Genomic DNA, 14,344 nt, shown 5'->3' with positions numbered 1-14,344 from the left:
ACACTTACTCTCTATTTTTTGTTTAATGCAACACAGGAGAGGTGGGATCAAACAAATAGTGAGATGATTTTAATAACTCATAAACATCGACTTCCTTTTCTTGTGCTTGACTGAAAAAATTCCGTAAATCATTGGCTTCAGTGCTCTTCCATTCTTCTGCTTTCATGACTTTGCGTGATGTTCTTGGTTTTCTTACCGAAGTTGTGGTCTGAGGCTGGTCCAATTTATCTTTTGCTACAGAGCCGTCTAATACTTCCAGAATATGTTGGAGTAGTACCTGTAAGTTCTCGTTTGGATATTTTTTTAATGCAGAAGTGACATGCAGATCAATTGTAGCAGCGGGGTGACCTAAGGCCGTTAGCATACCTATCAGTGTGGAATAATGTGGTCCTAGATCTTTACGCTGTATTTCCGTTTTTAATGCAGCTTTGAAACGGTGTTGTTCAACATATTCCTCAATTTGAACTTGAGGGATCGTTAAGTCAGAATATCGTGCAATACGTGTGGGGTTGCCTGAGCGGAGTGCATCCAAAATATCGTGGACTGGCTGTAATTGTTCTTCGTAGACTTTTTTAAAAAGTTCAGATGTAATTTTTTCCAGACCAATGGTGATTGCATGAATCTGCACCAAGCAGAACAGTTTAACCACTAAATCTGGAATGCCCTGCGTATAATAATACCAAGTGTTTCTTAATTCATCGGTCAGTTCAGCTGGTTGTTGAACCCATTGATATTGCCACAGCTTGTTGGAGAAAGCATACCATTCAGAAATGATCATTTGATCAGGGGTGCTAGGATCGGGAGTGGGTGCTTCATTGCGCATAGGTTCCCAGATTAAAGAGCCTAATCCTGCACTGCGTCTAGCTGATCTTAAATCTTCTTGCAGAATTTCATTGGCTTTGGGTGTCCCAATCATCACAATTGGAATGGATGCCACATTCACAAGGGTGACAAAGAAATTAAGAATGATTTCAGCCCCGCCAGATTTTTTTGTATTCAAATGCTGGATTTCATCAATGATTAAAAGTCCAATAGAATAATTATTTGCGATAATTTTCATCTGCTGCAGCATAGCATTCACATTTAAGCGACTTCTGGTGAAACGATGCTCGAAGTTTGTATCTCCTAATGCTAAATCTACTGCTCTAAAAAAGTTTGAGCATAAGTTTTTTAAAGAGCTGTCATGCGGACAATCAATTTTAAGGTAAACAATTTGTTTTAATCCCAGCTCTCTATGTTCAATCACTTGCGGGTAATAACGCAAAATTTTGTTCATTGTCGTTGTTTTACCACTTCCCGAACATCCTATAATTGACATGCTAGTTGCAGTCGACTCTGGAGGTGCATAGCGGTAAGAGCTTTCATTTGATGGTTCTAGTTGCTGAAAAGCAGCGTGTAAATGTCGATGTCTATCCCCATTAGTGATGTTTCTGCTCACGTAACCTTGCCGGATCATGATAGAAATTTTTTGTTCAAGGGATAGATGTTTAGTCAGTGGTTGAAAAAAATCATGAGGCAACTGAGCAATCAGATGGATTCTTTCTGGTTGGGGTAAGAAACGCTGTTCTGGAATAAATTTCAGTTTCCCTCGTAGGTGTTTAATAACCGATTTCGTGTCAAGGATAGGCGGTAATTGAGTAATGAGAGGATTATCCCCATAGATATCTTCTATCGATGTGTTGACCGCGAGTTCATTATTATTCATTCTTCATCGTCCTCTTCAAATAATTGTCTCATTAAGTCTGGTTGACTGGTCAAATCCAGATTGCTGCTGTGAGATGGGGGGGCTGGAGGATTGTCTTGGTTGGGATGGATAGTCCGGATAGAATTGACGGACCTATTTTGGAGATGTTCCTCACGTTCCACCTGAATTGCTTCTTGTTTGTTCTGACGAATATCCCGAGTACGTTGTGCTTTAGAAAGTTGGTGAACTCCTGCTTGAGCCTGCCGGCTCTGTGCTGTGTGGATGATTTTGTCAGTAAAATCCTGTAATTCACTGATGGCTACAGACTTTAGTTGTGAATGCTGTTTTTCAACAGTTTTGATTGCTTTTTGAATTTGTTCAGCTTCCCACCAGGTCAGATGCTGATATTGACGTGAGGTATCACTTAAGTGGGCTTCCCAGTATTCCAACTTATTTTCATCAAAGAAAACATAAATGGTATTTACTGAGTATGGGTCAAAACCAATCCGCAACTTTTTCGGGCGGGATTTGGTCGTGTTACGAATAAACCAGCCTTGTTGATGCATTTCCAAACATTGATAGAGTAAGCCTTTGACTTTAAGTCCCTTGTCACTTAAGGAGGCGTCGGTCCTAGGTAACAAGCCAACATATAGTGATTTGTTATCCACTTGTCTTAACATCCCAGTACGGTGCTGTAGACCCCACTGCCAGAGCTTAAGGGGGATAGAAGGCAGGTCAGTCGGCATATCGGCACTACGATCATATTTCGTCAAAATATCAAAATTATTGCGTAACAAGACGCAGCTTAATATGATTTTTCTGAACTCTTCCAAAGTTAGACAAGCTTCTAGTCGATAATCATGTCCGCCTTTCTTTTTTTCCTTGAATCCAGAAACAACACCAATATTCTCGTAGGATTTAAAGCGTGACTGAATGATTCCAAAAGCCCTCTCCACAATACCTTTGGCATCGCTTCGATACGGTGGCGCATTTTCAATACGAACAGAAAAGTTTTTTTCAAGAAGTTCAATTTGGTAGCCAATTAGTTCACCGCGGTCTGCAAGTATGGCGCCAGGTAAACCATAAATAGGCCAGTCTTCCGGTTGTATTTGCAAGCCATAACTCTGACAGAATGTCACTTTATTTTGGATTGCAACGCTGAGGCATTGTATGGCTGTATTAAATGAACTGTTTTCCATACCGACATAAAGCCCAGTAATCATCCGGCTGAATACATCGATAACAATATATACGGTAGGTCGGCCAATAATCTGTGATGGATCCCGTGATGATACAAGGTAGATGTCAGCGATTGTTGAATCTATCTCATAACGTGCGCCAGGGCCATTTGCTTGCTTGGTTGCTGTTGAAGTTAGAGGTTTGTGATCTTTCAGAGTTTTCTGATTCGTCAGAATTTCCTTGGAATTGTTCTTATTTCTATATCGCGTATTATAAAAATAATAGAATTGAGCATAGGTTGGAATATCTGAGGTTTGCACTTGATGAAAGTGCTTAGAAAATACACTTTTAAACCGAAGATAAGTTTCGTTAATGGATTGTTTTTTGACAGGAACTAAATACTCTTCGATGGCTTTCTTAAAATATAATTCAACCTGTTCAGTGACATTCTTACCTCCATTCGATTCATAGATGCGTGGTCTGCCAATTTTTTTATCACCTATAGCTCTTTTTTGACCTTTTCCACCTGAGTTTTCATAGTCCGGTACCAAAGCATTTATAGTTTGACCACGCTGCCAGTAGCGTCTTAGGAGTCGTAGAATTTTATTAATTGATACTTCTTTCTCTAGATGTATAGTTTTAATTTTTGCAGTCCTGATTTTTGTATTGATAAGAACTTGTTCATCATTAATTAAATCTTGAATAATTAAAAAGTTTTCATCTCTTTTTTTGAGTTGAATAGAATCTTCACTCAAGTTTAATTGTTTTAAGTATTCATAAGGATCTTGCGCTGGTATCAGGCTTTGATCATCTGAGAGAGTTTGAAGTTCCTTAGACAAAATGAGTTCAGGAAAAGCATTTTTATTATCAATCGCAATCCATACCGTATACTGCGGTAAGAATTTGAGTATTCGGTATTGTGTTGAATTCAAGATGTAAACTGAATTAATTAGTTGCATGGACTGTATTCTCATTCTGGAGCAAATTACTTGCATGAATATCAGAGAGTTTAAGCTCCAAGTACGAAATTTCTAGATTAAATTGAAGTATTCGCAGTGCAAATAATTTTCTAAACAATGCGAGCGTCGCTCCGATACCCATTTTTTGAGTTTGGTCAGAATGCTTACAAAATTGGATTAATGAGCTTTGAGGGTACTGGCTAATTTCTTCCATAAAATAAACTGCTTGATCAATCATGTGATTTGTTATTTCAAGGTCATTTTTTTCTACATACAGCCATTTAATGTTCTCTAGTACCGTAGCAGGAATGTCTTTTTCAGTGATCAGTTTGAACGGCGTATTGTGCTCTTCTTCCCAGTAACGACGTTTAATTTCTAATGACTCAATAACATGAGCTTTATTCAGATCCTTGCTGTAAAGAGTGTCAAGGGCTATAGAAAACTTACCAAAATCAACTAAAAAATCTGAAGATAGGGTAAAAGGTATATAGTCAACCGATACTTTTTTCATTCGGAAACGAGAACAGATGGAGTTAAGATCATAGATATCCAAAGGATAATGTTCGCGAATATCTGTAACGTTCTGATTCCAGTCAAGCAGTAAAAAGGTAGATAGCTCTAGATCAGAAAATAAGTGATGAAGACGTTTACTGACACGGCCTTGTACTCTGTGAGAGCGACCAATTGAACTGAAGTTTTGAACAGTTTTACAAGGTTTATAATCGCGTCCATGGCCCTGGCCATACCCTTCTGTTACTAGTTCTTCATAGTTTTTTATAATTTTTGCCATACAGAAGACCTGTGGGTTTTGGTGGATAATTAATCATATCTGAATGGGGGTAATTGTGTATTTGGCAAAAACATACAAACTTAAATATATTTATATACAAACAAAATTTTATAATTTTTTATTTAATTATTCTTTTAATTCATTAGCTTAATAATTAATCTGGTATTTTAGTACTCAATTAATGAGTTTAAAAAACGTTAATGATAGGCAAAAGTATTCAAATTACATCTTAGTAAACATCGTTGCATATTCTTATGTAAACCAACTGCATATTCATACTTAAACCCGACCATTCATTCTGGTTCATAGTAAAATGTTTATTTTCTATTCCAAATATTTTAGAACAAAATATGTAAATTTGGATCTTAAAGTACTACCTTAATCCGCTAAAATTTGTACATCATTATGATGTACAAATTGGTGGAAAATATGGCTATAGTCAAACCGCTTAATTACCCATACACTCGTTAAAGAAACGACTAAAAAGCTTATCTATTGAGTTAACCAACCATTTTTTCCTTTTTGCTTTCACCCATGCCCACATTTTTTCAATAGGATTAAGGTCAGGACTATAAGGTGGTAACCAAAGTATTTGATGCCCATGTTGGCTTAATAGATCTTGTATATCTGGTCGTTTATGGAAGGCTGCATTGTCCATGACAATTACACTATTCGAGGGTAGTTCTGGTAATAAAAACTGATCTACCCAAAAATAAAATACATCCGAATTTACTTTGCTATCAAATAAACCCACTGCAAATAACTTACCCTCATGGATTGCTCCTATTGCATTGGTTTGATTTTTTAATTGCCAATTATATGTTCCATAACAAGGAGTTCCCTGTTTTGAATAACCATGAGGTCTATGTTCATGAGATTTAAATCCACTTTCATCAAGATAGATGATCGGGTGTTGATACCTTAATCGGTTTAAATCTTTTAAATACTGCTCTCTGAGTTCTGTTTTTGCTTTCGGGTGCCGTAAGGTCTTTTTTTAACTGTAATATTTAGACGCTTGAGCGCATCTCCAATTGTAGAAGTAGCACAACCAAAACGAGCAGCGCGTTCATATTGATAATCATCGGGATATTGCTCAACATCTGCACGTAAGGCATCATCATCAACTTTAGATGGTTTTCTTGGTCGAGTTCTTTTTATTTCGATTCGCTTTTTCCATTCGACAATTGTATTTTTATTAATTTCGAAGTGCTGAGCAACCGCTCGGATAGATTGACCTTCTTCAAGCTTGGCTAATATTTTCTTTCTAAAATGTATTGGATAACTCATATCGGTATTGTATTGGTTTTTTGGCGTGCGGACTATAACTTAGCAACAGAACGAATCAATGTTCGTTCAACCGTAGATGCAAAGATTGTAATTGAGCAAGCTGCGAATTTATTGGGTCTTAGTGTGAGTTCCTTTATGATCCAATCCTCATTTGAACGAGCAAAAGAATTACTTAAATCTAATCACGAGTTAAAAGTAAATAATGCTGATCGTGATATGTTAATGAATTTGCTTGAAAATCCGCGCCCTGCAAATGATGAGATGAAAAATTTAATGAGTTTATTGGATGAAAATTGAGGTTTTACAAGCCCATCATCAGAAAAAATCATTTAATTGTGGGCAAGATGATTTAAATAAGTTCATAAAACAATACGCATCCCAACATCAGAAATCAGGAACAAGTAAAACCTATGTTGCTATTGATGATGATGCACAGGTGAGGGGGTTTTATTGTCTATCAAGTACCTCTATAGGATTTGATGGGGTTGATGCTGTTCTCACTAAACGATTACCTCGTTATCCCTTACCTTGTGTGGTTGTGGAGCGCTTTGCCGTTGATCAAGCTGCACAGGGGCAAGGAGTTGGAAAAGTACTTTTAGCACATGCTCTTAAACAAGTTTCAAAAGTTGCTCAAATTATTGGTGTTAATTTTGTTGTAATACATGCTAAGGATCAAAAAGCTATGAAGTTTTTATCAGCGGTTTGGCTTTATCTCATTAACATCAAATCCATTAACATTAATATATCCAGTGAATGAAATACCTCATTTTAAATAAGGTGGGCTGCTAGCTAGTAATAGGAATAGCTAATAGACTTATTCAGAGTTTGCACATAGTTCCTTATCCCTTATTTTGCTTTATGACCAAATACTGCGTCTAATTATGGTTATTTAATTAAGTTTGTTTTATTTTTTATCTTAAGTTATTGATATATATTATTCGTTGTTTTTTTGTTTTAAAATTAAGTTTGTATTAATATTTGCTATCTTTAATTTTAGATGAAATTAAGTTTGTATAAGATTCTTCCGCTTTAAAATGCGAATTCTTGCGCAGAAAGGCGAAGCATACTTTAAATAAAAATGAAATGTTTTCAAGATGAGGTCAAAAAGGGATGCTTTTGAATCTAGGGTGAGATTTTTATATATCTATATCGTTGAATATATTAAATAATTTTATATTTCTGGTGTGATGCTAATTTGAATTTATTTATATTAAAAACCCTGTAGACTTGGTGAAGAATCACTGGGTCTACAGGGTAGGGTTTCGTTCGTTTACTTCATTAATATCCAAACTTAAATAATTAAATCTAAACTTAATTATTTGATACAAACTTAATTATGCGAACACAGATATCCAGCCTTTATTTAAATAATTATTCTACAGTGACCGATTTAGCGAGGTTTCGAGGTTGGTCGACATCCGTGCCACGAAGGACTGCAACATGATAAGACAGCAGTTGTACAGGTACGCTATAAACAATTGGAGCCAATATTGGGCTAATGCTTGGTACATAAACCACATGCTGACGGTCTTTGGCTTTAATGCCACTATTTTCATCGGCAAAGACAAAGAGTTCACCACCACGAGCTTGAACCTCTTCCATATTCGATTTGAGTTTATCGAGCATATCATCTTTCGGTGCGAGAATGACCACAGGCATGTCATTGTCGACTAAAGCGAGCGGACCATGTTTAAGTTCACCTGCGGCATAGCCTTCAGCATGGATATATGAAATCTCTTTGAGTTTTAACGCCCCTTCAAGTGCGATCGGGAAATTCGTGCCACGACCTAAGAATAAGCAGTGCTGCTTCTCTACGAAAAGTTCAGACAAACGTAAAATTTCAGGGTCATTACGTAAGGTATCTAAAATTACTTTAGGGGTATGCCAAAGTTCAGCCGTAATCTCAGCCACATGCTGTACAGAAATGCTTTTCTTAACTGTACCGATTTTTAAGACCAATAACATGAGTGCTGCAAGCTGTGTGGTAAATGCCTTGGTTGATGCTACACCAATCTCAGGACCCGCCAGTGTAAGCAAGCTATGATTGGTCTCACGTACCATAGACGATGTTGCGACATTACAAATAGTCATGGTAGTAATGTCAGCACCTTTTGCTGCAGCACGCTTTTGGGTATCACGCAGTGCGGCTAAAGTGTCAGCGGTTTCACCAGATTGTGAAATGCAGACATAAAGCGTGTGATTGACAATGACAGGGCTGCGATAGCGGAATTCGCTCGCAATTTCTACTTGGCACGGTAGATCAATCAGTTGTTCAAACCAATATTTGGCAATCATGCCTGCATGGTAGCTTGTCCCGCAGGCAATGATTTGGATTTGCTGAATTTTTTGGAAATCAGCAACTGCATTGGCAAGAAAGTCTTCACGCAGTGCATTGCCATCTAGAGCTTGAGAAATGGTTTGTTGAATTGCTTCAGGTTGCTCATAAATTTCTTTGAGCATGTAGTGCTTATATTCACCTTTAGATGCATTGCTGACGGCAGCATCTAATTCTTTGATTGGGCGCTCGACCAGTTGACCAGCGACAAAAACTTCAATGCTATTGCGGGTTAAACGAGCAATATCACCTTCTTCAAGGTAAATAAAACGATTGGTAATAGGCAGTAAAGCCAATTGATCTGAACTGATAAAGTTTTCACCAATGCCGACCCCAATCACCAAAGGTGAACCTTCACGCACGGTAATGAGTTCATCTGGATGGTCAGTATGTACGATACCTAGTGCATAAGCCCCTTTAAGCTGAGGCACGACTTGTTGCACAGCTTCCAGCAAGCTTGGGGTAGACTTTAAGGCATCCTTCACCAAGTGAGCGACCACTTCGGTATCGGTCTGTGAGGTAAATACATAGCCTAAAGCTTCAAGATCATCTTTGAGTTCTTGATAGTTTTCAATAATGCCATTATGGACTACAGCAACATCGCCAGAAATGTGCGGATGTGCATTATCTTCAGTGGGTTTACCATGGGTTGCCCAACGGGTATGCGCAATACCCAGAGAACCGAGAAAATTGGATTGATTAACGGCTTCTTCTAAATTTGAAACTTTACCGACACGTCTTTCGCGTAAAACTTGGCCTTGATTGACCAGCGCTAAACCTGCAGAGTCATAGCCACGATATTCAAGGCGTTTTAAACCTTCAATTAAAATAGTTGTAATACTACGTTCTGCAACGCCACCGACAATACCGCACATAATCTAATCCTCTTATTTCTTCATCTTTTGTGGACGTTGATAGTTCTCTTTTTCAACTTGTTTAGAGCGTTCTACCGCTAAACTATTCTCTGCAACATCACGGGTAATGGTGGAGCCCGCACCGACGGTTGCCCCATTGCCAATGGTGACAGGTGCAACCAATGAGCTGTTGGAACCAATAAATGCAGCATCACCAATGATGGTTTTAAATTTATTTGCACCATCATAATTACAGGTAATAGTCCCAGCACCAATGTTCGAGCCTGCACCAATTTCAGCATCACCTAAATAGGTAAAGTGGTTGGCTTTTGAACCGAAGCCAACGCTGGTGTTTTTGACTTCAACGAAGTTACCAATATGCACTTCAGCCGCCAGTTTTGCACCTGGACGTAAACGAGCAAAAGGACCAATCTGCGCATCTTCACCAACCATAGCATTATCAAAGAGGCTATACGGCTGAACTTTTGTACCTGCTGCGATCTTGGTGTTTTTGATGATACAACCTGCACCAATTTCTACATGGTCGCCGAATTCACATTCACCTTCAATAATCACATTGATGTCGATGCGTACGTCTTGCCCAACGATTAAATGTCCACGAAGGTCAAAGCGACTTGGGTCAATCAGATGGACACCTTGCTGCATGAGCTTTTTGGCTTGATCTGTTTGAAATTGACGTTCTAATGCGGCGAGTTGGATACGATCATTCACTCCTTCAACTTCGAAGGCTTGTTCAGGCTCAACCGATGCGACTTGCATCCCATCAGCTAAGGCCATTGCTACAATATCAGTCAGGTAATATTCACCTTGCGCATTATTATTGCTTAAGCGTGGTAACCACTCATGTAATTTGGCATTGCTGACACAGTAAATACCAGTATTAATTTCTTTAATCTGATGCTGCTCTGTGGTTGCATCTTTATGTTCAACAATCGCTTGAATTTTCCCATTCTCACGCACAATACGGCCATAACCAGTTGCATCGGCTAAAGTTAAAGTCACTAAGCCAATGCCTGTCTCGGCTGTCGCATTGAGTAATTTTTGTAGCGTGTTTTGAGAGATGCAAGGTACATCGCCTGATAAAATCAGTGAGCTGCCTTCCTGTGGAAGGACTGGGAGTGTCATTTGCACTGCATGACCTGTTCCGAGTTGCTCAGCTTGTTCCACCCATTCAATCTTTTCATGAGTAAATGTTTTTTGAACTCGTGCTCCGCCGTGCCCATAAATTGTAATAATATTGGCTGCATTTAATTTTTTTGCAGTGTCGATGACATGACCAAGTAAAGGACGTCCTGCAAGTGGTTGTAGTACTTTGGGTAAAGAAGAACGCATACGTGTTCCTTTACCTGCAGCAAGAATAATAACAGTCGTTGACATGTTCTAATCCTAAAAATGGCCTAAGCCACAGTGAAATAAAAATAAATCCAAATACAAAGTGCAGCCCAAAGTCCTGCAATCAGGTCGTCGAGCATAATACCAAAGCCACCTTCGACTTTTTGGTCAATGACACGAATCGGCCACGGTTTCCACACATCAAAAATACGAAATAAAATAAAACCCAGCAGCAGCCAGAGCCAATTCATTTGCCCTAAATACAGGACAGGCAAAAAGGTGATGGACTGGCCAGCAAACTCATCCCATACAATACGCCCATCATCATGGACGCCCATCACTTTGGCAGTATGCCCACAGATATAAATGCCAATTAGAGACATGAGGATGATGGCAATAATGGTGTTCGATAAGCCAATTGCAAGCCAAATCGGGACGAACAGCAGTGCGAATGCAGAACCAAACGTTCCTGGTGCTTTGGGTGCTAGCCCTGAGCCAAACCCTACACCACAAAATACGATGAAACGGTCATACCAAGACATCTGACGAAAGAGGATAGGGGGCTTATGCAAAGTGTTGATATCCATTAAATTGCAAGGAATGGTCTAAGCCATTTTGTTGAAAACGCAGACCACTTTCGGCATCAATTTTTCCAATGACACTGATGCTGCTATGGTTTTGTTGTTGCAAAAGTTTTTCATAATTCTGCGGGCTTATTGTAAAGCATAATTCATAGTCATCGCCACCCGCCAAAGCATATTGCCATTGTTGTTCTCGTGTTAAATCTTGTAGCGTGGTGTTGATGGGCAATTGATCAAGCTGTAGGGTCGCGCCCACATGGGATGCTTTTAAAATATGACTTAAGTCTTGTGCTAAGCCATCCGACACATCAATCATGCTGTGCGCTAAGCCTTTGAGTGCTTGCCCCAGTTCACAGCGTGGGGTGGGGTAGTCTAAACGTTGCTGGAGAGGGTGCCCCAAGTGTTGCAAGGCAAAAGCAGCATCGCCGACAGTGCCACTGACACAAATCAAATCACCCACTTGAGCGGCAGAGCGAGTAACGGCTTGACCGATATCAACCCAGCCCAGTGCAGTCACGGAAATGGTGAGATGTGGGCTTTGGGTGGTGTCTCCACCAATTAAACTCACGCCAAATTGATCACAGCAATCATATAAACCCTGACTAAAACCTTTGAGCCAGTCATGATCAATTTGGGGTAAGCTCAAAGCCAGTAAAATACTCTGAGGTTTCGCGCCCATTGCGGCGATATCAGATAAATTGACCGCGACAGATTTCCAGCCAATCGCATGTGGGCTGGTATCAAGCGGGAAGTGACGTCCAGCAACCAAGGTATCGGCACAAATGACCAATTGTTGATGTGGTGGTGGGGTGAGCAAGGCTGAGTCGTCACCGACGCCTAAATCGACAGAATGAGGACTCTTACGATTAAAATAGGTATCAATGATCGAAAACTCAGCCATACAAACAAATCTACTACTGTGAGTTCGCTTGTTGCTTTTCTGCTGCACGTAAAGTTGTTGCTAAACGATCTAATACACCATTGATGTATTTATGGCTGTCTGCACCGCCAAAATGTTTAGCAAGCTCGATCGCTTCGTCTAAAACCACACGATATGGAATTTCAAGATGTTCCTTGAGTTCATATGCGCCTAAACGAAGGGTCGCAAGTTCAACGCCATCAAGCGCAGAAACTTCGCGATCAAGCACAGGGATTAAGAGCGCATCCAATGCTTCATGATTGGCAACCACTTGGGTTAACAATTCATGATAATAGCTCAGATCCACTTTGTGCATGGCATTTTCCACACGCGTACGTGCTTCAATCTCATGGACTGGATTGTGGCTCATTTGCCATTCGTAAATTCCTTGTACAGCAAAGCGACGTGCTTTACGTTTTGCTGCATAAGTTGCTTGCAATGTTTGCGACATAGCGTTAAATAGCCTTTAACAAGTTAACCATTTCAATTGCAGTAAGAGCAGCTTCGCCGCCTTTATTACCTGCTTTTGTACCCGAGCGTTCAATCGCTTGTTCAATACTATCCGTAGTCAATACACCATTAATCACTGGAAGACCAGATTCTAGGCCAACCACGCCTAAACCTTTGGCACATTCACCTGCAACAAAGTCGAAGTGAGGTGTGCTACCACGAATCACAGCACCCAGTGCAATGATGGCATCGAAGCGTTGAGACGCCACTAATTTTTTAGCCACGACAGGAAGTTCCCACGCGCCTGGTGCATGAACAACAGTGATATTATCCTCTGATACACCATGACGTTTCAATGTATCAATTGCACCTTCTAATAGATGTTCGACAACAAAACTATTAAAACGACCCACTAAAATCGCATAACGGCCTTCGCTAGCGAGATGTAACATACCTTCAATACGGCGAATTGCCATAGCAACCTCGATGATTTTTTAAGTTGTTTGATGTGCGGTGATATATTCCACCACTTCTAAATTAAACCCAGAGAGTGCATTAAAGCGTAAAGGTGAGCTCAAAAGCTTCATCTTTTCTACGCCTAAATCACGTAAAATTTGTGCGCCTACCCCAATGGTTTGGTACTGCTGAGATAAAGCAGCATTGGATTTGGTCGGTTTTGGTGTTGTAAGGCTGTCTAGCGCTGGACCTAGGTCTTGTAAGTGACGTTGACCAATCCAAACCAAAACACCACGATCGCTACTTGCAATTTCTTGCAGCGCTTTGTCGAGATTCCATGCTGGCTCGCCGTCCTTTTTATTGAACTTAAGCAAGTCACGAACAGGGTTGAAACCATGAACACGAACGGTGGTTACCCCTTCTTTTGGTTCACCTTTCACCAAAGCCAAGTGAATATCTGGATTGCCTAATTCGCGGTAACGGTATAAGTCAAACGTGCCATATTCGGTATCAATGCTTTGCTGATCAATCCGTTCAACGGTTTGTTCATTGGTCATACGATAGTGGATCAGATCCGCGATGGTACCAATTTTTAAACCATGCTTTTCAGCAAAAATTTCAAGATCGGCACGACGCGCCATTGTGCCATCTTCATTGATGATTTCACAGATGACTGATGCAGGCTCTAAACCCGCTAGACGAGATAAATCACAACCTGCTTCGGTATGACCTGCGCGGTGTAGAACGCCACCAGGCTGCGCCATCAATGGGAAAATATGACCTGGTTGAACGATGTCTGATGGTTTGGCATGTGCTGCTACTGCCGTTTGAATGGTATGCGCACGTTCCGCAGGTGAAATCCCTGTAGAAATCCCTTCTGCCGCTTCAATTGAAAGCGTGAAGTTGGTGCCATGTTGTGCGCCATTGGCATCGACCATCAAAGGAAGATTCAATTGTTTACAGCGATCACGGCTGAGCGTTAAGCACACCAAACCACGTGCGTGGGTGATCATAAAGTTGATGTCTTCTGCGCGAACATGGGTTGCTGCGATAACTAAATCACCTTCATTTTCACGATCTTCGTCATCCATCAGGATAACCATTTTACCTGCACGGATATCTGCAACTAGCTCTTCAACGGTATTGAGCGGCATCAACCTTCACCTTCATCGTTGTCGCCATAGACGACATATCATTTGTTTTCATTGGCACATAGTTTAAGCTTTTTTCAGGCTTTTGCCTATGTGCGAATTATTTCCTTAAGTCGTTCATTGTTATACACAGTCAGTCCCAGCTTGAAAAGATGCCTTTATTTTAAAAAGCTGAAATGTGCTCAGGCTTTAAACAATTGAGAAGCATAAAAAAACAATCTTATCGAAAATAAGTCAATCGGCGTAGTAAATAAGAGGTCTAGACAAATGTTGTGCTATGGGCGGCGTGTGGTTGAGCGTTGGAGTACCTTCTTTTTTGAATTTGACCATTAGGTTCAGTTTTAGC

General features: G+C 40.1%; 12 protein-coding genes and 2 pseudogenes. 2 read left to right on the top strand and 12 right to left on the bottom strand.

What is annotated here, in order from left to right; genetic code table 11:
- Positions 1 to 22: 22 nt before the first annotated feature.
- The 5 genes and pseudogenes from ACFN7Z_RS17120 to ACFN7Z_RS17100 all read right to left on the bottom strand — a co-directional run bounded on the left by ACFN7Z_RS17120 (position 23) and on the right by ACFN7Z_RS17100 (position 5,899).
- On the bottom strand, positions 23 to 1,705 hold the full coding sequence (locus ACFN7Z_RS17120; RefSeq protein WP_159151654.1) for an AAA family ATPase: 1,683 nt from the start codon (positions 1,703 to 1,705) through the stop codon (positions 23 to 25).
- On the bottom strand, positions 1,702 to 3,822 hold the full coding sequence (locus ACFN7Z_RS17115) for a Mu transposase C-terminal domain-containing protein (RefSeq protein ID WP_159151653.1): 2,121 nt from the start codon (positions 3,820 to 3,822) through the stop codon (positions 1,702 to 1,704). The genes ACFN7Z_RS17120 and ACFN7Z_RS17115 overlap by 4 nt, the downstream gene beginning before the upstream one ends.
- Positions 3,809 to 4,612 (bottom strand): heteromeric transposase endonuclease subunit TnsA, encoded by an 804-nt coding sequence (locus ACFN7Z_RS17110; protein WP_060513852.1) that lies wholly within the window; start codon positions 4,610 to 4,612, stop codon positions 3,809 to 3,811. The genes ACFN7Z_RS17115 and ACFN7Z_RS17110 overlap by 14 nt, the downstream gene beginning before the upstream one ends.
- A gap of 448 nt (positions 4,613 to 5,060) precedes the next feature.
- A pseudogene (locus tag ACFN7Z_RS17105) lies at positions 5,061 to 5,534 on the bottom strand (IS630 family transposase); the annotation flags it as partial.
- A gap of 17 nt (positions 5,535 to 5,551) precedes the next feature.
- Positions 5,552 to 5,899 carry an IS630 transposase-related protein gene (locus ACFN7Z_RS17100; RefSeq protein ID WP_039890557.1) on the bottom strand — a complete coding sequence of 116 codons (348 nt, stop codon included), beginning with the start codon at positions 5,897 to 5,899 and terminating at the stop codon, positions 5,552 to 5,554.
- Between ACFN7Z_RS17100 and ACFN7Z_RS17095 the strand changes: the two genes are divergently transcribed.
- Both ACFN7Z_RS17095 and ACFN7Z_RS17090 read left to right on the top strand, forming a co-directional pair.
- Positions 5,882 to 6,196, top strand: coding sequence for a DUF1778 domain-containing protein (locus ACFN7Z_RS17095; protein ID WP_395442281.1), 315 nt, complete (start codon positions 5,882 to 5,884; stop codon positions 6,194 to 6,196). The two genes, ACFN7Z_RS17100 and ACFN7Z_RS17095, sit on opposite strands and share 18 nt — an antisense overlap.
- Positions 6,186 to 6,675, top strand: a pseudogene (locus ACFN7Z_RS17090) (GNAT family N-acetyltransferase). The gene ACFN7Z_RS17095 and the pseudogene ACFN7Z_RS17090 overlap by 11 nt, the downstream one beginning before the upstream one ends.
- Positions 6,676 to 7,270: 595 nt before the next feature.
- Here ACFN7Z_RS17090 and glmS read toward each other — a convergent pair.
- From glmS to ribBA, 7 genes are read right to left on the bottom strand one after another with little or no spacing between them, the layout of a single operon-like run.
- Entirely contained in the window at positions 7,271 to 9,109 is a 1,839-nt protein-coding gene (gene glmS / locus ACFN7Z_RS17085; protein ID WP_130235527.1) for a glutamine--fructose-6-phosphate transaminase (isomerizing), read from the bottom strand.
- A 12-nt stretch (positions 9,110 to 9,121) separates the two neighbouring features.
- The gene (gene glmU / locus ACFN7Z_RS17080; RefSeq protein ID WP_130235526.1) at positions 9,122 to 10,486 is read right to left on the bottom strand and encodes a bifunctional UDP-N-acetylglucosamine diphosphorylase/glucosamine-1-phosphate N-acetyltransferase GlmU; all 1,365 of its coding nucleotides are present in this window, start codon (positions 10,484 to 10,486) and stop codon (positions 9,122 to 9,124) included.
- A 20-nt stretch (positions 10,487 to 10,506) separates the two neighbouring features.
- Complete coding sequence (locus tag ACFN7Z_RS17075) at positions 10,507 to 11,028, bottom strand: phosphatidylglycerophosphatase A (protein ID WP_004983912.1); 522 nt, start codon at positions 11,026 to 11,028, stop codon at positions 10,507 to 10,509.
- The gene (gene thiL / locus ACFN7Z_RS17070; protein WP_094148732.1) at positions 11,006 to 11,923 is read right to left on the bottom strand and encodes a thiamine-phosphate kinase; all 918 of its coding nucleotides are present in this window, start codon (positions 11,921 to 11,923) and stop codon (positions 11,006 to 11,008) included. Before thiL ends, ACFN7Z_RS17075 begins: the two co-directional genes overlap by 23 nt.
- Before the next feature lie 13 nt (positions 11,924 to 11,936).
- Entirely contained in the window at positions 11,937 to 12,392 is a 456-nt protein-coding gene (gene nusB, locus ACFN7Z_RS17065) for a transcription antitermination factor NusB (protein ID WP_004983920.1), read from the bottom strand.
- A 4-nt stretch (positions 12,393 to 12,396) separates the two neighbouring features.
- A complete protein-coding gene (gene ribE / locus ACFN7Z_RS17060; RefSeq protein ID WP_094148733.1) occupies positions 12,397 to 12,867 on the bottom strand; it encodes a 6,7-dimethyl-8-ribityllumazine synthase in 471 nt (156 codons plus the stop codon).
- An 18-nt stretch (positions 12,868 to 12,885) separates the two neighbouring features.
- Positions 12,886 to 14,001, bottom strand: coding sequence for a bifunctional 3,4-dihydroxy-2-butanone-4-phosphate synthase/GTP cyclohydrolase II (gene ribBA, locus ACFN7Z_RS17055; protein ID WP_094148734.1), 1,116 nt, complete (start codon positions 13,999 to 14,001; stop codon positions 12,886 to 12,888).
- Positions 14,002 to 14,344 lie beyond the last annotated feature (343 nt).

This window comes from Acinetobacter sp. P1332, from assembly GCF_044057475.1.
GTDB classification, from domain to species: Bacteria; Pseudomonadota; Gammaproteobacteria; order Pseudomonadales; family Moraxellaceae; genus Acinetobacter; species Acinetobacter johnsonii.
The sequence above is the reverse complement of the archived record's forward strand: the minus strand, read 5'-3'. Positions and strand labels throughout refer to the sequence as shown.

Excerpts from the sequence above, each read along its gene's own strand:
- ACFN7Z_RS17120 (WP_159151654.1), bottom strand. The coding sequence starts at position 1,705 with ATGAATAATAATGAACTCGCGGTCAACACATCGATAGAAGATATCTAT.
- ACFN7Z_RS17115 (WP_159151653.1), bottom strand. The coding sequence starts at position 3,822 with ATGCAACTAATTAATTCAGTTTACATCTTGAATTCAACACAATACCGA.
- ACFN7Z_RS17110 (WP_060513852.1), bottom strand. The coding sequence starts at position 4,612 with ATGGCAAAAATTATAAAAAACTATGAAGAACTAGTAACAGAAGGGTAT.
- ACFN7Z_RS17095 (WP_395442281.1), top strand. The coding sequence starts at position 5,882 with ATGTATTGGATAACTCATATCGGTATTGTATTGGTTTTTTGGCGTGCG.
- ACFN7Z_RS17100 (WP_039890557.1), bottom strand. The coding sequence starts at position 5,899 with ATGAGTTATCCAATACATTTTAGAAAGAAAATATTAGCCAAGCTTGAA.
- glmS (WP_130235527.1), bottom strand. The coding sequence starts at position 9,109 with ATGTGCGGTATTGTCGGTGGCGTTGCAGAACGTAGTATTACAACTATT.
- glmU (WP_130235526.1), bottom strand. The coding sequence starts at position 10,486 with ATGTCAACGACTGTTATTATTCTTGCTGCAGGTAAAGGAACACGTATG.
- ACFN7Z_RS17075 (WP_004983912.1), bottom strand. The coding sequence starts at position 11,028 with ATGGATATCAACACTTTGCATAAGCCCCCTATCCTCTTTCGTCAGATG.
- thiL (WP_094148732.1), bottom strand. The coding sequence starts at position 11,923 with ATGGCTGAGTTTTCGATCATTGATACCTATTTTAATCGTAAGAGTCCT.
- nusB (WP_004983920.1), bottom strand. The coding sequence starts at position 12,392 with ATGTCGCAAACATTGCAAGCAACTTATGCAGCAAAACGTAAAGCACGT.
- ribE (WP_094148733.1), bottom strand. The coding sequence starts at position 12,867 with ATGGCAATTCGCCGTATTGAAGGTATGTTACATCTCGCTAGCGAAGGC.
- ribBA (WP_094148734.1), bottom strand. The coding sequence starts at position 14,001 with ATGCCGCTCAATACCGTTGAAGAGCTAGTTGCAGATATCCGTGCAGGT.